Origin of the sequence: Amycolatopsis pittospori (genome assembly GCF_013870525.1) — a bacterium.
In the GTDB taxonomy this organism is placed as follows: domain Bacteria; phylum Actinomycetota; class Actinomycetes; order Mycobacteriales; family Pseudonocardiaceae; genus Amycolatopsis; species Amycolatopsis pittospori.
In genome coordinates, this window is sequence record NZ_JACBXD010000044.1 from 1 (window position 1) to 18499 (window position 18499).

General features: G+C 68.6%; 17 protein-coding genes and 1 riboswitch. Of the genes, 16 read left to right on the plus strand and 1 reads right to left on the minus strand.

All coding sequences use genetic code 11. The annotated features are described in order from the left end of the window. Both H5J31_RS23535 and H5J31_RS23540 read left to right on the plus strand, forming a co-directional pair. The coding region (locus H5J31_RS23535) for a helix-turn-helix transcriptional regulator (RefSeq protein WP_236005346.1) at positions 1-1437 on the plus strand (1437 nt) is incomplete at its 5' end. Positions 1438-1549: 112 nt separating this feature from the next. Then, entirely contained in the window at positions 1550-2485 is a 936-nt protein-coding gene (locus H5J31_RS23540) for a hypothetical protein (protein WP_181774806.1), read from the plus strand. 87 nt (positions 2486-2572) lie between these two features. Here the strand turns inward: H5J31_RS23540 and H5J31_RS23545 are convergent, their stop codons facing one another. Then, a complete protein-coding gene (locus H5J31_RS23545) occupies positions 2573-3097 on the minus strand; it encodes a general stress protein (protein ID WP_181774807.1) in 525 nt (174 codons plus the stop codon). Between the two features lie 228 nt (positions 3098-3325). Here H5J31_RS23545 and H5J31_RS23550 point away from each other — a divergent pair, with 228 nt between their 5' ends. The 14 genes from H5J31_RS23550 to H5J31_RS23615 all read left to right on the plus strand — a co-directional run bounded on the left by H5J31_RS23550 (position 3326) and on the right by H5J31_RS23615 (position 18459). Next, positions 3326-4690, plus strand: coding sequence for a glutamine synthetase family protein (locus H5J31_RS23550; protein WP_181774808.1), 1365 nt, complete (start codon positions 3326-3328; stop codon positions 4688-4690). Continuing rightward, positions 4671-5384 carry a gamma-glutamyl-gamma-aminobutyrate hydrolase family protein gene (locus H5J31_RS23555; protein ID WP_181774809.1) on the plus strand — a complete coding sequence of 238 codons (714 nt, stop codon included), beginning with the start codon at positions 4671-4673 and terminating at the stop codon, positions 5382-5384. The genes H5J31_RS23550 and H5J31_RS23555 overlap by 20 nt, the downstream gene beginning before the upstream one ends. After that, positions 5381-6781 (plus strand): aldehyde dehydrogenase family protein, encoded by a 1401-nt coding sequence (locus H5J31_RS23560; RefSeq protein ID WP_181774810.1) that lies wholly within the window; start codon positions 5381-5383, stop codon positions 6779-6781. The genes H5J31_RS23555 and H5J31_RS23560 overlap by 4 nt, the downstream gene beginning before the upstream one ends. A 43-nt stretch (positions 6782-6824) precedes the next feature. Next, entirely contained in the window at positions 6825-7592 is a 768-nt protein-coding gene (locus tag H5J31_RS23565) for a 3-oxoacyl-ACP reductase (protein ID WP_093932918.1), read from the plus strand. A gap of 319 nt (positions 7593-7911) precedes the next feature. Further along, positions 7912-8274 carry a hypothetical protein gene (locus H5J31_RS23570; RefSeq protein ID WP_236005347.1) on the plus strand — a complete coding sequence of 121 codons (363 nt, stop codon included), beginning with the start codon at positions 7912-7914 and terminating at the stop codon, positions 8272-8274. A 215-nt stretch (positions 8275-8489) separates the two neighbouring features. Beyond that, positions 8490-8594, plus strand: a riboswitch (glycine riboswitch). 43 nt (positions 8595-8637) lie between these two features. Next, positions 8638-11469: an aminomethyl-transferring glycine dehydrogenase gene (gcvP, locus tag H5J31_RS23575; protein ID WP_181774812.1), complete on the plus strand. Its 2832-nt coding sequence runs from the start codon at positions 8638-8640 to the stop codon at positions 11467-11469. A gap of 8 nt (positions 11470-11477) precedes the next feature. Next, complete coding sequence (gene gcvT, locus H5J31_RS23580; RefSeq protein ID WP_181774813.1) at positions 11478-12569, plus strand: glycine cleavage system aminomethyltransferase GcvT; 1092 nt, start codon at positions 11478-11480, stop codon at positions 12567-12569. 17 nt (positions 12570-12586) lie between these two features. Beyond that, positions 12587-12964, plus strand: a complete 378-nt coding sequence (gcvH, locus tag H5J31_RS23585; protein ID WP_101609772.1) for a glycine cleavage system protein GcvH — start codon at positions 12587-12589, stop codon at positions 12962-12964. A 1-nt stretch (position 12965) separates the two neighbouring features. Next, the gene (glyA, locus tag H5J31_RS23590; RefSeq protein ID WP_181774814.1) at positions 12966-14234 is read left to right on the plus strand and encodes a serine hydroxymethyltransferase; all 1269 of its coding nucleotides are present in this window, start codon (positions 12966-12968) and stop codon (positions 14232-14234) included. Beyond that, on the plus strand, positions 14231-15232 hold the full coding sequence (gene lipA / locus H5J31_RS23595; RefSeq protein WP_181774815.1) for a lipoyl synthase: 1002 nt from the start codon (positions 14231-14233) through the stop codon (positions 15230-15232). Before glyA ends, lipA begins: the two co-directional genes overlap by 4 nt. A gap of 16 nt (positions 15233-15248) precedes the next feature. After that, complete coding sequence (locus H5J31_RS23600; protein WP_181774816.1) at positions 15249-16622, plus strand: L-serine ammonia-lyase; 1374 nt, start codon at positions 15249-15251, stop codon at positions 16620-16622. Positions 16623-16817: 195 nt separating this feature from the next. Next, a complete protein-coding gene (locus H5J31_RS23605) occupies positions 16818-17207 on the plus strand; it encodes a peptidase inhibitor family I36 protein (protein ID WP_181774817.1) in 390 nt (129 codons plus the stop codon). Next, positions 17204-18067: a hypothetical protein gene (locus H5J31_RS23610; protein WP_181774818.1), complete on the plus strand. Its 864-nt coding sequence runs from the start codon at positions 17204-17206 to the stop codon at positions 18065-18067. The genes H5J31_RS23605 and H5J31_RS23610 overlap by 4 nt, the downstream gene beginning before the upstream one ends. Before the next feature lie 8 nt (positions 18068-18075). Further along, positions 18076-18459: a peptidase inhibitor family I36 protein gene (locus H5J31_RS23615; RefSeq protein ID WP_181774819.1), complete on the plus strand. Its 384-nt coding sequence runs from the start codon at positions 18076-18078 to the stop codon at positions 18457-18459. Positions 18460-18499 lie beyond the last annotated feature (40 nt).

Sequence of the window (18499 nt, forward strand, 5' to 3'; positions counted from 1 at the left end):
GTCGCGGCCGCCGCGTCGGCCACCGCCGTCGTCGAGGGTCCCGAAGCCGCTGTCGCCGAACTCCGCGAGGCCATCGCCGCTCGCCCCGGTGGTCCGAAGGATCCCGGCCGGATGCATCTCGAAGCGCGGCTCGCGGTGATCCGTTCGTTCCTGCCGCACCACCGGCGGGTGGCGTCCGATCACCTGAGCGCGTACGCGGGCTTGAGCGGCGTCACGCCCGACGAGCGCACCCTGCTGGGCTTGCTCGCGCAGATGGGCCGATACGAGGTCCGGCCCGCGGACGAAGTCGCCGCGACAGCCTGCCGCGCGCTTTCGCACGGCGCGTACTTCGAAGACGCCACCGGAAGCATCGACGTGATGGTCGGCTGGGTGGTGGCGATGCTCGCGCTGATCTCGGCCGACGGCATCGACGAGGCACGCCGCGAGATCGAACGGGCGCGGCAGCGGGTGCGGGCGCACGGGTCGCCCGTCGAGTTCGCGATGGTCGCCAACGCCGCGCTGTTCCTGAACTGGCGGCTGGGCAACGTGAGCGTCATGGAGGCCGAAGCCGAGGGCGCGCTCGCCGCGATCGGGGCCGAGGAGCCGCTGCCTCAGGTGGTCGCGCTTCGGGCGACGTCGACCCATTTCCTCGCGTACGCCGCTCTGGAGCGGGGCGACCTCGAAGCCGCCGCCGAGGTGCTGGCGCGTTTCGACGCCGACCACGGCGACGGGCCGAGCATGATGCCGACGATGTGGCTGCACGAGCCCCGCGCGCTGATCGCGCTCGCCGTCGGGAATCCCGTTCTCGCCAGGACGCAGGCGTTCCTGCAGCGTGACGAGATGGTCGCGGCCGGGGTCGATCCGCCGACCATCCCGTGGCGGGTCCCCGCCGTCCGCGCCGCGATGCTGCTCGGCGAGTCCGACCACGCGCTGGAGCTGGCCAACGAACAGGTCATCATCGCGCGGAAATGGGGGACGGCCACGGAGATCGGCGCCGCGCTGAGGCTGCTCGCGCACGCCGACGGCGACCGGCGGCTGGATCTGCTGACCGAGTCCGTCGGGGTCCTGGAGAGGTCTCCGGCGAGGCTGCACCTGGCCCGTTCGCTCATCGATCTCGGGGAGGCGATGCGGGTCGCGCGGCGGCGCACGGACGCCCGCACCCCGCTCAACCGCGGGATCGAACTGGCCACCGAATGCGGATCCGTCGTACTGCGCACCCGCGCCGTCGAGGCACTGGAAGCACTGGGCGACCGGCCCCGGCGGATGATCGTCGGCGGCCCGGCCTCGTTGACCGCGAGCGAACGCCGGGTCGCGGACCTGGCGGCGTCCGGACGGGCCAACCGCGAGATCGCGCAGGAACTGTTCGTCACCCCGAAGACGGTCGAAAACCACCTCGGCCGGATCTACACGAAACTCGGCATCACCGGACGGCGCGAGCTGTCCCGCGTCCTTTCGTGAGGGACCCCCAGGGTGCGGCTCGGCAGAGTTGAGGGATCACCCCTCATGCGTTCAGGGGGTCCGGAAGATCAGTCTTTACCTACCAAGCCGGACGAACCCGAAGGTAGGAGCCATGATCCGCAAGACCAGCCTGATCCTCGCCGCCGCAGCCACCCTCACCGGTGTCGCCACTTTCCAGGGCACCGCGTCGGCGGACAAGATCGGGACCCCCGCGCCCTGCGTCAAGGCGACCGACATCTCCGGTGCCGACTTCGACGTCAAGCAGTGCGGGGTCAGCGACGTCGACCAGTTCCGCGCCGGACTGGAGAACGACGGCAACGCCTACTGCGGACCGGCTTCGCTGTATAACGTCCTGCACTACTGGGGCCATGTACGGAAGGCGCCGGTCGGGTGGGTGACCACCAGAGTCGGCCAGCTCGACCCGAAGGATCCGGCCGACTACAACGTCATCACCAACTCGATCGGGCGCATCGGCGTCGACTCGAAGTACGACGGCGGGACGAGCCTGAGCAACCTGCAGACGGCGTGGACCATCGCGACCAAACCGGCGCGCGACGCGGGCTGGTCGACGTCGGTCGGGAACATGAGCACCGCGAATACGACCGACTTCTCCGGGGAACTGGCGAAGAAACTGAACGAGGGACCGCTGCAGATCGCGTACGGCCGGTACAAGGCCGGGCCGACGGCGGGGAGCCTGCAGCGCAGCGGCGGCCACATCGTCACCGTCGTCGCGGCGAAGGGATCGTTCAACGGCAACACCGTCCAGCTGAAGCTGTCCGACCCGGGCCGTGCCGGGGACCACAAGGAGCCCGGTTACCTGGGCACGCAGTCGGAGTACCAGCTGCTGGACGTCACGCTGGAGAAGAAGACGATCTGGGAGTACCGCCCGGTCACCGACGACCCCGACACCGGCGTCGACGAGAGCCTGAAGCCGGGCACCTACCGGTCGGTCGTGCGGTGGGAACTCACCGGGCCGCAGTACATCGGCACCACGCGGCAGATGATCGAGAACTTCAACTGGTTCGACATGAGCGCCCCCACCCCCTGACCCCGGCCCTCTCTTCGCACTTCGTCCTCTGAATGCGGTAGTTCGTACTGACGACTACCGCATTCAGAGGACGAAACGCTTTCCGGCTCAGTGGAGGAACGCGCTCCTGGCGGCCAGGTCGGCCAGCAGGGCGCGGCCCTTCTCGGCGTTGCGCGGCTGGGCCAGGACGTCGTAGCGCCGGGCGACCAGCTGGCTTTGCGAGATGAACCCGCGCTTGTTCTTCGAAGCGGCGTACCCCAGCGCCCCGAACAGCAGGTTGAACCCGATACCCCCGACGAGGCCGACGAGGATCGGCACCAGTCCGGCGCCCGGGTTCAGCAGGCTCAGCACGAGGCCGAGGAACATACCGAACATCGCGCCGGAGAGCGCCGAGCTGGTCAGTACCTTGCTCCAGCCCATCCGTCCGGCGATCCGCTCGACCAGGATCGGTTCGACACCGACGATGGTCACGTCGGTGATCGGGAAGTCCGTCCCCGCGAGGTGGTCGACCGCACGCTGCGCCTCGGAGTACGACTCGTAGGAGCCGATGGGCCATCCGCTGGGCAGCGTCGGGAGCTGAGCCCGTCCCTGGGGCTCGGTGAACGTGGACTGCTGCGTGAATGCCTGTGTCATTCCTTCTCACCTCTCTTGATCCGTACAACGTTCCGGAGGTACGGATCTCCTCCCGGTCCGGCGGGATTCACAGCATCTTCTCAGCCGGGCATCGCAGACAATCCGCCCAGGGATCAACTACAGTCCGCAATGGATAACGAACTAGACCATTGGTCGAGTTGACCGGGTCCGGTCGACCCGGTAGGAAGAAGCCGCAAAGGGACCGCTTCGAACCTTTAGGTGAGGCTGATGGCGAACAGGCGCGGCATGCTCACACTGGATCGGCTCCGGGAACTGGTCGCGGACGGGACCGTCGACACGGTCCTGGTGGCGATCACGGACATGCAGGGCAGGCTGCAGGGCAAACGCTGCGCCGCCGAGTACTTCCTCAACGAGGTCGTCTCGCACGCCACCGAAGCGTGCAACTACCTGCTCGCGGTCGACGTCGACATGAACACCGTCGACGGCTACGAGATGTCGTCCTGGGAGACCGGCTACGGCGACTTCGTCATGCGCCCGGACTTCGAAACGCTGCGCCTGCTCCCGTGGCAGGAGGGCACCGCGCTCGTCCTCGCCGACCTCGAACGGGTGCAGGGCGGAGCGGTGGCCCCGTCGCCCCGCCAGATCCTGCGCGGGCAACTCGACCGGCTGGCCGCGCTCGGCCTCGGCGCCTACGTCGGCACCGAACTGGAGTTCATCGTCTTCGACGACACCTTCGAGTCGGCCTGGGACAAGCGCTACCAGGGTCTCCGCCCGGCCAACCAGTACAACGTCGACTACTCCATGCTCGGCACCTCGCGGATCGAGCCGCTGCTGCGCCGGATCCGCAACGACATGGGCGGCGCCGGGCTGTACGTCGAATCCGCCAAGGGCGAGTGCAATCCCGGTCAGCACGAGATCGCCTTCCGCTACGCCGACGCGCTGACCACCTGCGACAACCACAGCATCTACAAGACCGGCTCCAAGGAGATCGCCGCGCAGGAGGGCAAGAGCCTCACGTTCATGGCGAAGTACAACGAACGCGAGGGCAACTCCTGCCATATCCACATCAGCCTGCGCTCCACCGAGGGCGAAGCCGTGCTCGCCGGCGACGGCCCCGGCGGGTTCTCGCCGATGATGGAACACTTCCTCGCCGGGCAGCTCGCCGGATTGCGAGAACTCACCTACTTCCTGGCGCCGAACATCAACTCCTACAAACGCTTCGTGCCCGGCAGTTTCGCGCCCACCGCGGTCGCGTGGGGCACGGACAACCGCACTTGCGCGCTCCGCGTCGTCGGGCACGGGGACTCCCTGCGCACGGAGAACCGCGTGCCAGGCGGCGACGTGAACCCGTACCTCGCGGTCGCCGCGCTGATCGCCTCCGGGTTGCACGGCATCGAGAACGAACTCAAGCTGGAGCCGGAGTTCCAGGGCAACGCCTACGGCTCCGACAAGCCGACCGTGCCGACGACCCTGCGCGAGGCCGCGGCGCTGCTCGACGGGAGCGAACTCGCCAGGTCGGCGTTCGGGGACGAGGTCGTCGACCACTACCTGAACGCGGCCAAGGTGGAGCTGACCGCGTACGACGCCGCCGTCACCGACTGGGAGAGGATCCGTGGGTTCGAACGTCTCTGAACCTCTGATCGGGCTCACGTCCTACTTGGAGCCCGCGAAGTTCCTGGTGTGGGAGACCGAAGCCGCGTTGCTGCACCGCGTCTACGTCGACGGCATCGTGGCGGCGGGCGGGGTCCCGGTCCTGCTGCCGCCGGTGAGCGAGGCGCACGATCGGCTGGTGTCCGCTGTGGACGGTCTCGTGCTGGTCGGCGGCGCGGACATCGACCCGGCCCGCTACGGCCAGGAACAGCACGCGACCACCTACACCAGGCCGAATCGGGACGCCTTCGAGTTCGGTCTGCTGAAGTCCGCATTGGACGCGCGCAAGCCGGTTCTGGGCGTGTGCCGGGGTCTGCAGGTGCTCAGTGTCGCGCTCGGCGGGACGCTCGCCCAGCATCTGCCGGACACTTTGGACAGTGCGGATCACCAGCCCGCGCCGGCGACCTTCGGCACCACTACGGTGACTCTTGCCGAGGGCAGCCGCGCCGCGTCGATCCTCGGCACCGAGACCAAGGTGCCCTGCTACCACCACCAGGCCATCGACAGGCTCGGTGACGGGCTGGTCCCGGTCGGCTGGGCCGCCGACGGAACGATCGAGGCGGCCGAACTGCCGGGAGACGGCTTCGTGCTCGGAGTCCAATGGCATCCCGAACAGAATCCCGGCGACATCAGGCTTTTCGAGGCACTCGTAGCAGCGGCTAAGGAGAATGGATGACCGAGTACGACGCCGCCTCCGCGGGAGGGAACACGTCGGCGGTGTTCGAGGTGATCAATCCCGCCACCGAAGAGGTGGTGAGTTCGGTCGCGCCGACCTCGGCCGAGGAGACCGACGCGGCGATCGCGCGCGCTCAGGCGGCGTACCCGGCCTGGCGAGCGGTCTCCCCGAGCGACCGGGCACGGCTGTTGCGCCGGTTCGCCGACGCCGTCGATGCCGATATCGAGAATCTCGCCCAGCTGGAGGTCACGAACTCCGGGCACACGATCGGCAACGCGCGCTGGGAGGCGGGCAACGTCCGCGACGTGCTGACGTACTACTCGGCGTCGCCGGAACGGTTGAGCGGCAAGCAGATCCCGGTGCCCGGCGGCGTCAACATGACGTTCCAGGAACCGCTCGGCGTGGTCGGGGTGATCGTGCCGTGGAACTTCCCGATGCCGATCGCGGGCTGGGGCTTCGCACCCGCGCTCGCCGCCGGGAACACCGTCGTGCTCAAACCCGCCGAACTCACCCCGCTGACCGCGATCCGCCTCGGCGAACTCGCCCGCCAGGCCGGGATCCCCGAGCACGTCTTCCAGGTGCTCCCCGGCAAGGGATCCGTGGTGGGGCAGCGCTTCGTGGACAACCCCGCGGTGCGGAAGGTGGTGTTCACCGGTTCCACCGAGGTCGGCAAGCAGATCATGGCGGGCTGCGCCGCGCAGGTGAAACGGGTGACGCTGGAACTCGGCGGCAAGAACGCGAACATCGTCTTCGCCGACGCCGACCTGGAGAAGGCCGCGGCCACCGCGCCCTACGGCGTATTCGACAACGCCGGGCAGGACTGCTGCGCGCGGTCGCTGATCCTGGTACAGGCGAGCGTGTACGACCGGTTCATGGAGTTGCTGGAGCCCGCCGTGCACGGCGTCGTCGTCGGGGATCCTCGCCTGGAGGTGACCGAGATGGGGCCGCTGATCTCGGCCGGGCATCACGCGAAGGTGTCGTCCTATGTGGACGACAGCGCGCCGGTGGCGTTCCGGGGGAGCGCACCCGCCGGACCGGGCTACTGGTTCCCGCCGACCGTCGTCACCCCGCCCGACCTGGGGCATCCGCTGGCCGCCGACGAGATCTTCGGCCCGGTCGTGGCCGTCGTCCCGTTCGCCGAGGAGGCGGACGCGGTGACCATGGCCAACCACACCGAGTACGGCCTGTCCGGCTCGATCTGGACCCGCGACGTCGGCCGCGCCTTCCGCGTCGCGCGCGGCGTCGAGTCCGGGAACCTTTCGGTCAACTCGCATTCGTCCGTCCGGTACTGGACGCCGTTCGGCGGGTTCAAGCAGTCCGGACTCGGCCGCGAACTCGGCCCGGACGCCGTCGACGCCTTCACCGAGACCAAGAACGTCTTCATCAGCACAGAGTGAGCGTTCTTTTCGTATCAGGACCATCAGCACGGAGGAATTAGGAATGGTTCAGCGTTTCGAGGGCCGCGTCGCGGTCATCACCGGCGGCAGCAGCGGCATCGGTCTTGCCACCGCCCGCAGGCTGGCGAGCGAAGGCGCGAAGGTCGTCATCGGCGACATCTCGGCCGAGGCGGGCAAGGCCGCCGCGGACGAGGTCGGCGGCTTGTTCGTCCAGGCCGACGTCACCGACGCCGACCAGGTCGAGGCCCTGTTCCAGACCACAGTGGACACTTTCGGCTCGGTCGACGTCGCGTTCAACAACGCCGGCATCTCCCCGCCCGAGGACGACTCGATCCTGACCACCGGCATCGACGCGTGGGAGAAGGTGCAGAAGGTCAACCTGACCTCGGTGTACCTGTGCTGCAAGGCGGTGCTGCCGCATATGCGGCGGCAGGGCAAGGGCTCGATCATCAACACCGCTTCGTTCGTCGCGGTGATGGGCGCGGCGACGTCGCAGATCTCCTACACCGCGTCGAAGGGCGGGGTACTGGCGATGAGCCGCGAACTGGGCGTGCAGTTCGCGCGCGAGAACATCCGGGTCAACGCGCTCTGTCCGGGACCGGTGAACACGCCGCTGCTGAAGGAACTGTTCGCGAAGGACCCCGAGCGGGCCGCGCGGCGGCTGGTGCACGTGCCGGTCGGGCGGTTCGCGGAGCCGGAGGAGATCGCGGGCGCGGTCGCCTTCCTGGCCAGCGACGACGCCTCGTTCATCACCGCTTCGCAGTTCCTGGTGGACGGCGGGATCTCGGGCGCCTACGTCACCCCCCTGTGACCGACTATCCGGACCGGACCGGACGGCACGCGTGATCCGACGGACGGCACGCGTGATCCGACGGACGGCACGCGTGATCCCGGGCTCGGTGGCGAGTCGTCCCGCTGGACACGTGTGCCGTCCGTCTAATCACGTGTGTCGTCCATCCAGTCACGCGAGACCGCCACTCGCGCACCGCGAGACGTGGGGGAGCGCACCGGTCCGTCACTCGTCCCGGTGGCCGGGATGGCGGCGCGCTGACCTGCGCTGTAGTTCTGAGACGCGGGGCCGGACGGTTCCGCGATCCGAGAAGCGCGGAGGCCCCAGGATGACCCGGCAGATGAGCACCGCCATGCGCGACTGCATCGACCTGTGCAACGAGTGCCACGTCATGTGCGAGGAGATGATGTCGCGCTGCATGGAGATGGGCGGCGCCAAGCTCGGGATGATGATGGTCACCTGCGCGGACATGTCCCGCATGTGCGGCGACATGATGATGCGCTGTTCGGCCATGGTCGCCGACCTCGAGATGATGCGCATGTGCGCGAAGATGTGCGGCCTGGCCTCGCAGATGATGCGCATGTGCGCCGAGGAATGCGCCAGGACCGGTGACGCCGACCTCGCCGGGGCCGCGGACATGATGATGCGCTGCGCCGAGCTCTGCGGCACCATCACCGCCGAGATGATGATGGAGAACGCCTAGCCTCGACCCGGCCGGCCGGGCACGACGGGTGTCCGGCCGAACGGGACAAGTGACGTGCTCGGCCAGAAGTAGACGCGCGCCGAACACGCCAGGTACGGTGTGCGCACAACTGCAGACAGGGCCGTTGAGCTGGAGCGGGAGAGCCCCCACGAACGTGGTGGGGCACCGAAGGAGCAAACTCCCCGGAATCTCTCAGGTACCCACTACCGCTTCCGCGAGGCCACTCTGGAAAGCAGGCGCGCAAGTGCGCCTCACCCAAGGTGAAAGCCGTCCCCTTCACGGGCGGTGAAACTCTCAGGTGCCATGACAGAGGGGGAGTTCCCAGCGCACCGGTCTATCCGGCGCCTGACCCAAGGAGCTCCCTTGACCAGTACGTCCTTCGACGACCGGCACATCGGCCCCTCGGAGTCCGAGCAGGCCAAGATGCTCGCCGAGGTCGGCTACGGCAGCCTCGACGCCCTGGTGCAGGCCGCCGTCCCGTCCGCGATCCGCGTCACCCGCGATCTCGAACTTCCCCCCGCCGCGTCCGAAGAGGACGCCATCGCCGAGCTCCGCGCGCTCGCCGCCCTCAACAAGCCGATGACGCAGATGATCGGTCTCGGCTTCCACGACACGGTCACCCCGGCGGTCATCCGCCGCAACGTGCTGGAGAACCCGGCCTGGTACACGGCGTACACGCCCTACCAGCCGGAGATCTCGCAGGGCCGCCTCGAAGCCCTCCTCAACTTCCAGACCATGGTCTCGGAGCTGGCCGGTCTCGCCACCGCGAACGCCTCGCTGCTCGACGAGTCCACCGCGGTCGCCGAAGCCGTCATGCTGATGCGCCGCGTGTCGAAGTCGAAGTCCGACAAGGTCGTCCTCGACGCCGAATGCCTGCCGCAGACGATCGCCGTCGTGCGCACGCGCGCCGAGGCGATGGGCATCGAGGTCGAGGTCCGTGACCTGCTCACCGGCCTGCCGGAGGAGTTCTTCGGCGTCGTCGTCCAGTACCCGGGCGCTTCCGGCGTGCTGCGCGGCGCGGGCTTCTACTCCGCCATCTCCGAGACCGCGAAGGCCGCCGGCGCGCTGTACACGGTCGCCGCCGACCTGCTCGCCCTCACGCTGGTCACCGCGCCGGGCGAGTTCGGCGCGGACATCGCCGCCGGTTCCACCCAGCGCTTCGGCGTCCCGCTCGGCTACGGCGGCCCGCACGCCGGGTACATGGCCGTCCGCGCCGGGCTCGAGCGTTCGCTGCCGGGCCGTCTCGTCGGTGTCTCGGTCGACGCCGACGGCAACCCCGCGTACCGGCTCGCGCTGCAGACCCGTGAGCAGCACATCCGCCGTGAGAAGGCGACGTCCAACATCTGTACCGCGCAGGTGCTTCCCGCCGTGCTCGCCGCGATGTACGCGGTCTACCACGGTCCGGACGGCCTCAAGCGCATCGCGACCCGCGTCCACGAGCTCGCCGCCGGCCTCGCCGACGCCCTCCGCACCGGTGGCGTCGAGGTCGTCCACGAAGGCTTCTTCGACACCGTCCTCGCCCGCATGCCCGGCCAGGCCGAAGCCGTCGTCGCGGTCGCGCGGGAGAGCGGGATCAACCTCGGCCCGGTCGACGCCGACCACGTCCGCATCGCCGTCGACGAGGTCACCACGCCCGCGATCATCGCCAAGGTCCTCAACGCCTTCGGTATCGACACCGCGGCTGCCGAAGCCCAGGCGCTGCCCGCCGGCCTGCACCGCGAAAGCGAGTACCTCACCCACGAGGTCTTCCACTCGCACCGCTCCGAGACCGCGATGCTGCGCTACCTGCGCAGCCTGTCCGACCTGGACTACGCGCTCGACCGCGGCATGATCCCGCTCGGCTCCTGCACGATGAAGCTCAACGCCACCACCGAGATGGAGCCGATCAGCTGGCGCGAGTTCGCGGGTATCCACCCGTTCGCCCCCGCCGACCAGGCCGAGGGCTACCACGTCCTGGTCGAGCAGCTTTCGACCTGGCTGGCCGAGGTCACCGGCTACGACAAGGTGTCGCTGCAGCCGAACGCGGGTAGTCAGGGCGAGCTCGCCGGTCTGCTCGCGATCCGCGCGTACCACCACGCGAACGGCCAGGCCGAGCGCGAGGTCTGCCTGATCCCGTCGTCCGCGCACGGGACGAACGCCGCTTCCGCGGTGATGGCCGGGATGCGCGTCGTCGTGGTCAAGTGCACCGACGAGGGCAACGTCGACCTCGACGACCTGCGTGCCAAGGTCGAGGCCAACCGCGACACGCTGTCCGCGATCATGGTCACCTACCCGTCGACGCACGGCGTGTACGAGAACGGCATCGACGAACTGGCCAAGATCGTCCACGACGCTGGCGGCCAGGTCTACGTCGACGGCGCGAACCTCAACGCCCTGCTGGGCCTGGCGAAGCCGGGTGAGTTCGGCGGCGACGTCTCGCACCTGAACCTGCACAAGACCTTCTGCATCCCGCACGGTGGCGGCGGTCCCGGCGTCGGCCCGGTCGCGGTGCGCGCGCACCTCGCGCCGTATCTGCCGAACCACCCGCTGCTGGAGAAGGCCGGTCCCGAAACCGGTGTCGGCCCGATCAGCGCCGCCCCGTTCGGCTCGGCGTCGATCCTGCCGATCTCGTGGGCGTACGTCCGGATGATGGGCGCGGGCGGGCTCACCGCCGCGACCCAGGTCGCCGTGCTCGCCGCGAACTACGTGGCCAAACGCCTCAACCAGCACTACCCGGTGCTCTACACCGGACAGGACGGCCTGGTCGCGCACGAGTGCATCCTCGACCTGCGCGGGCTCACCAAGGAGACCGGCGTCAGCGTGGACGACGTCGCGAAGCGCCTGATCGACTACGGCTTCCACGCCCCGACCATGTCGTTCCCGGTCGCCGGCACGCTGATGGTCGAGCCGACCGAATCCGAGGACCTCGGCGAGATCGACCGCTTCATCGAGGCGATGATCGCCATCCGCGGCGAGATCGACGCTGTCGCGCAGGGCCGCTGGACCGCGGACAACAGCCCGCTCCGCAACGCCCCGCACACCGCCGAGACGCTGGTCGGCGACTGGGATCTGCCGTACGACCGCGAACTCGCGGTGTACCCCGCCGGGGTGAACCGCAAGGCCAAGTACTGGCCCCCGGTGCGTCGCATCGACGGCGCGCGCGGGGACCGTAACCTCGTCTGCTCCTGCCCGCCGCTCAACGCCTACGAGAACTGAGGCACTTGATGTCGAAAGAGACGTCCCTGCACGGAGTCCACAAAGGACTGGGTGCGCTGTTCACCGATTTCGCCGGCTGGTCGATGCCGGTGCGCTATTCCAGCGAACTGGCGGAGCACAAGGCGGTCCGTGAGACGGCCGGGCTGTTCGACCTCTCCCATATGGCCGAGATCGAGGTGACCGGCCCCCAGGCCGCCGAGACCCTCGACTTCGCGCTGGTGGGCAACCTGTCCGGCGTCAAGCCGGGCCGGGCGCGCTACACGATGATCTGCGACGCCGACGGCGGCGTGCTCGACGACCTGGTCGTCTACCGCCTCGAGGACGAGAAGTTCCTGGTCGTCGCCAACGCGGGTAACGCCGACGTGGTCGCCGCGGCGCTGGCCGAGCGGGTCGCCGGATTCGACGCTGTCGTCGACAACAAGTCCGAGGACGTCGCGCTGCTGGCCGTCCAGGGCCCGAAGGCCGTCGAGATCCTCGGCGCGGTCACCGACGCCGACCTCGGCGCGCTCAAGTACTACGCGAGTGTCCCGGCCGTCGTGAAGGGTCACGACGTCCTGCTCGCCCGCACCGGTTACACCGGCGAGGACGGCTTCGAGCTGTACGTACCGGCCGGTGAGGCTCCCGCCGTCTGGCGCATCCTCACCGAGGCCGGCGAGCCGCACGGCCTGCTCCCGGCGGGTCTCGCCTGCCGCGACACGCTGCGTCTCGAAGCCGGAATGCCGTTGTACGGCAACGAACTCAGCCTCCAGCTGAGCCCGTTCGAGGCCGGTCTCGGCCGCGTCGTCAAGTTCGAGAAGCCGGGCGATTTCGTCGGCAAGGCCGCGCTGGAGGAGCTGTCCAAGAAGGACGTTCCCCGGGTTCGCGTCGGCCTCAAGGGCTCCGGCCGCCGCGCACCGCGTCACGGCTACACCGTCCTGGCCGGCGAGACCGAGATCGGCGAGGTCACCAGCGGCGCCCTGTCGCCGACCCTGGGCTACCCGATCGCCATGGCCTATGTGGACCGGGAGCACTCCGAGCCCGGCACCGAGCTTTCCGTCGACATCCGGGGCCGTATCGAGCCCGTCGAGGTCGTCGCCCTGCCCTTCTACTCCCGCGCCTGAAAGGCCCTTTCGCACCCATGAGCATCCCCCAGGACCTGAAGTACACGAAGGAACACGAGTGGCTGAACGTCGTCGACGGCGTCGCCACCGTGGGCATCACCGCCTTCGCCGCCGAGTCGCTCGGTGACATCGTGTTCGTCCAGCTTCCCTCGGTCGGCGACACCGTCACCGCGGGCGAGGTGTTCGGCGAGGTCGAGTCGACCAAGTCGGTCAGCGAGCTGTACGCGCCCGTCGACGGCGAGGTCGTCGAGGTGAACGAGGCCACAACGGACACCCCCGAACTGATCAACTCGGACCCGTACGCCGAAGGATGGCTCCTGAAGGTGCGTCTGTCCGGCGACGTGCCCGCCCTGCTCGACGCCCAGGCCTACGCCGTGCTCACCCAGGAGAGCTGAGATGTTCAACGCAAGCCTGTCCGAAGTGGACCCCGAGGTCGCCGCGGCCGTCGCCGCCGAGCTCGACCGTCAGCAGTCGACCCTGGAAATGATCGCGTCGGAGAACTTCGCCCCGGTGGGCGTGCTCGAAGCGCAGGGTTCCGTGCTGACCAACAAGTACGCCGAGGGGTACCCCGGCCGCCGCTACTACGGCGGTTGCGAGCACGTCGACGTCATCGAGCAGCTGGCGATCGACCGCGCGAAGGCCCTGTTCGGCGCCGAGCACGCCAACGTCCAGCCGCATTCGGGCGCGCAGGCCAACGCCGCCGCCATGGTCGCCGTGCTCAACCCCGGCGACACCATCCTCGGTCTCGACCTCGCCCACGGCGGTCACCTGACCCACGGGATGAAGATCAACTTCTCCGGCAAGCTCTACAACGTCGTCGCGTACCACGTCGACAAGGAGACCGGGATCGTCGACGTCGAGGAGATCGAGCGCCTCGCCAAGGAGCACAAGCCGAAGCTGATCATCGCCGGCTGGTCGGCGTACCCGCGTCAGCTCGACTTCGCCGAGTTCCGCCGTATCGCCGACGAGGTCGGCGCGAAGGTCATGGTCGACATGGCGCACTTCGCCGGTCTCGTCGCCGCCGGGCTGCACCCGAGCCCGGTGCCCTACGCGGACATCGTCACCACGACCACGCACAAGACCCTCGGCGGCCCGCGCGGCGGCATCATCCTGTGCCGCCAGGAACTCGCCAAGAAGATCAACTCGGCGGTGTTCCCCGGTCAGCAGGGCGGTCCGCTGGAGCACGTCATCGCCGCCAAGGCCGTCGCGCTGAAGGTCGCCGCGAGCGAGGAGTTCCGCGAGCGTCAGCAGCGTGTCCTCGAAGGCGCGAAGATCCTGGCCGACCGCCTTTCGCGCACGGACTGCGCCGAAGCGGGCGTCCGGGTGCTGACCGGCGGCACCGACGTGCACCTGGTGCTCGTCGATCTGGTCAACTCCACTTTGGACGGTCAGCAGGCCGAGGACCGGCTGCACTCGGTCGGCATCACGGTCAACCGCAACGCCGTCCCGTTCGACCCGCGGCCGCCGATGATCACGTCGGGCCTGCGGATCGGCACCCCGGCGCTGGCCACCCGCGGGTTCGGCGCCGAAGACTTCGCCGAGGTCGCCGACGTCATCGCCGAGGCGCTGCGCCCGGACTTCGACGAGGCCCTGCGCCAGTCGCTGTCCGCCCGCGTCGAACTGCTGGCGAAGAAGCACCCGCTGTACGCGGACCTCAACCGATGAGCGCGCTCCCCGAGGGGCGCAAACTTCTCCGGCTCGAAGTCCGCAACGCGCAGACCCCGATCGAAAAGAAGCCGCCGTGGATCAAGACCCGCGCGCGGATGGGCCCGGAGTTCACTGAGCTCAAGGGCCTGGTCAAGCGTGAAGGCCTCCACACCGTGTGTGAGGAGGCCGGTTGTCCCAACATCTACGAATGCTGGGAAGACCGTGAGGCGACGTTCCTGATCGGTGGCGATCAGTGCACGCGGCGGTGTGACTTCTGCCAGATCGACACGGGCAAGCCGGCGGCGCTGGACACGACCGAGCCGCGCAAGGTGGCGGAGTCGGTGCAGGCGATGGGTCTGCGCTACTCGACGGTGACCGGTGTGGCGCGCGACGATCTGGAGGACGGCGGCGCGTGGTTGTACGCGGAGACCGTGCGGCAGATCCACGCGTTGAACCCGGGTACCGGTGTCGAGTTGCTGATCCCGGACTTCAACGCGGATCCCGACCAGCTGGCCGAGGTGTTCGGTTCGCGGCCGGAGGTGCTCGCGCACAACGTCGAGACGGTGCCGCGGATCTTCAAGCGGATCCGGCCCGGTTTCCGGTACGCGCGTTCGCTCGAAGTGATCACGCGGGCTCGTGAGGCGGGTCTGGTGACGAAGTCGAACCTGATCCTCGGAATGGGCGAGACGCCGGAGGAGGTGGCTCCGGCGATGAAGGACCTGGTCGACGCGGGCTGCGAGATCCTGACGATCACGCAGTACCTGCGGCCGTCGCCGAGGCATCATCCGGTGGACCGCTGGGTCAAGCCGGAGGAGTTCGTCGAGCACTCCAACGCCGCCGAGGCGATGGGTTTCGCCGGTGTGATGGCGGGACCGCTCGTGCGCTCGTCGTATCGGGCCGGTCGTCTGTTCGCACAGACGAAGGCCCACCGCGGCGAAGCGCTGTCGGAGAACTTGGCCCATCTCGCCGCCGAAGGGCCCGCGGCCCAAGAAGCCAGCTCACTGCTGGCCAGATAGGAAGGAGGGCAGATCAATGGCGATCAGCGTCTTCGACCTGTTTTCGATCGGCATCGGCCCCTCCAGCTCCCATACGGTGGGCCCGATGCGCGCCGCACTGACCTTTGTGGACGGTCTCGCCGACGACGGTGAACTTGCCGCCACCACGCGTGTCCAATCGGAACTGTTCGGTTCGCTGGGCGCGACCGGGTTCGGGCACGGCAGTGACAAGGCCGTGCTGCTGGGGCTGTCCGGGGAGCGTCCGGAGGAGATCGACACCGACACGGTGCCCGGCAAGATCGCCGAGATCCGGGAGTCGTGTCTGCTGAAGGTGCGCGGTGAGCACGAGATCGTGTTCACCGAGGACACCGACCTGACCATGCACCGGCGGAAGTCGTTGCCGGCGCATCCGAACGGGATGATCTTCCGCGCCTTCGACGCCGACGGGAAGGTGCTGCGCGAGCGGACCTACTACTCCGTCGGCGGAGGGTTCGTTCGCGACGAGTCCTACGAGACCGACACCGTCGTCGTCGAGGACTCGACTCGGCTGGAGTTCCCCTTCCGCACCGGCGCGGACCTGCTGAAACACTGCGAGGACACCGGGCTGCCGATCAGCGAGATCATGCTGCGCAACGAACTCTCGTGGCGCACGCGCGAGGAGGTCCGTGAGGGCCTCCTGGAGATCTGGCAGGTCATGGTCGAGTGCGTGCACAACGGCTGCGAGCACGAGGGAGTGCTGCCAGGTGGGCTGAAGGTGCCGCGCCGGGCCAAGGCGTTGCACGAGAAGCTGCTCGCCGAAGACGGCGTCGGCGATCCGCTGTACGCCATGGACTGGGTGAGCCTGTACGCGCTGGCGGTCAACGAGGAGAACGCCGCGGGCGGGCGCGTCGTCACCGCGCCGACCAATGGCGCCGCCGGGATCATCCCGGCGGTCCTGCACTACTACCAGCGGTTCATCCGCGGGTCTTCGGACGACGGCATCGTGACGTTCATGCTCACCGCGGGCGCGATCGGCTCGATCCTCAAGCAGACCGGCTCGATCTCGGGTGCCGAGGTCGGCTGCCAGGGCGAGGTCGGCTCGGCCAGCGCGATGGCCGCCGCCGGGCTCACCGAGGTCCTCGGCGGCTCGCCGGCGCAGGTGGAGAACGCCGCCGAGATCGGCGTCGAGCACCACCTGGGCCTGACCTGCGACCCGGTCGGCGGGCTGGTGCAGATCCCGTGCATCGAGCGCAACGCCGTCGGCGCGTCGAAGGCGATCCACGCCGCGCGGATGGCGATGCGCGGCGACGGCTCGCACGTCGTGACGCTGGACAAGGCGATCAAGACCATGCGCGAGACCGGCGCCGACATGAGCGTCAAGTACAAGGAGACCGCGCGCGGCGGCCTCGCCGTCAACGTCATCGAGTGCTGAGCGGGAGCCCCGCAGGGCGGTCGCGTCCTGCGGGGGTGTTGCGAAAGCCACTTTCGCAACCTTCAACGTTGCGAAAGTGGCTTTCGCAACGCCCCGTGGCGCCGCCGGACGCACCGAACGGCACCGGCAGACAGCGATCAGACAGCGGAGGCCGCTAGAAAACCCTGGATACATTCGCACTGATCTGGGGTGAAAATGCGAAGAATTGTCATCGGGATTCTGGCCGCACTGATCGCGGCCGGGGGCACGGTCCTGGCCTCCGCACCCGCGCAGGCCGGCCAATTGAACGGCGTCTGCGAGGACAGCGAGGTCTGCGTCTACCGGGACGCCTATCGTTCCGGAGGTATCGCGGACTTCGAGTGGAGCGCCCCCGACTACTCGCAGTGGACCTTCTACGGCTCTTCGACGACGCTGAACGACAACGTGTCCTCGATTCACAACGAGGGCAACATCCTCCGGGTCCGGATCTGGGAACACGCCAACTACACCGGCAGGCTGCTCGACCTCATCGGGCGGAACACGGTGAAGGACACCCTGCCCGGTTACGACAACACGGCCAGCTCCCACCAGTTCATCACCGGATGAGGTCTCTCGTCCGGTTGTCCCTCTGTGCCGGTGTGGTGCTGGTGGTGGCGGGATGCGCGGCGACCGCGCAAAGCGCGCCGCCTCCCGCCGAGCCCGCACCGGCGCGGGTGGACACCACCGATCTCAAACGGTTCGCGTTGCCGTTGGACACCTACACGCCGAGCCGCGCGGAGAACGCCGCCATCGGAAAAGCCCGGTTCGCCGCGTTCAAGGAATGCCTGCTCGGATTCGGTTTCGACATCGGCGCGCTACCGGAAAGTCCGCCTGAAACCGCTGGGGTGAACGAATTCCGCTACGGCCTCACCGACGAGGTCAAGGCGCGGGCAACCGGGTACACGGCCGCCCCGCAACCCAAGCCGCCGCAGCCCGACATTCCCCCGGAAGCACGTCCGATCGCCTCCGGAAAGGGTGAGCGCACCTACAAGGGCAAGCCCGTGCCCGAAGGAGGCTGCCAGGGCGAGGCCGGGCGCAAGGTCGCGGAGGGGGCCGCTCACGACGAGAGGCTCGTGCTGCGCCTCGGCGACGAGGCGGGGAAGCAAGCCGAAGCCGACAGCCGGGTGAAGGCGGCTTTCCAGGCTTGGAGCGCGTGCATGACGCGGGCCGGGTTCGACTACGCCGATCCGTGGAAGCCGAACGACAACCCCGAGTTCCAGGGGCAGGATGCCGGCCAGCGGGAGATCGCCACGGCCACGGCCGACGTGCGGTGCAAACGCGAGGTGGACCTCGTCGGCGTCTGGGCGTCCGTGGAGGCCGCGTACCAGGAACGAAAGATCGCTGAGAACGCCGAAGCGTTGAAGAACGTGAAGGGTGCCGTCCAGACCATGCTCGGCAACGCCGCCCGGATCACCGACACGAAGTGAGGATGAACATGCGAAAGAGCATCATCGCCGCGGCAGTGCTCGCGGCGGGCGTGTCCACGGTGGTCACGGTGGCTCCCGCTCAAGCCGCCACCTATGACGGACGCTGTGACAGCGGGGAGGTCTGCGTCTACGAGAATCGCGGTTTCCAGGGAGGTATGGCCGACTTCGACGGAGACGTCAACGACTACCGCTCCTTCAGCTTCGTCGGCGTCCCTTGGGTGTCGCTGAACGACAACGCGTCGTCGCTGATCAACAAGGCGAACTGGATCCCGGTCTACCTCTTCGAGCACGCCAACCAGAGCGGCAGGCTGCTCACCAGGGTCGGTCCCGGCGATGTGCAGGACCAGATGGCGTACGACAACCAGGCGAGCTCGCACGCTTTCCGGATCTGAGCGGCGGGAACGGCGCGTCACCGTGAAAGCCTTAAACTCG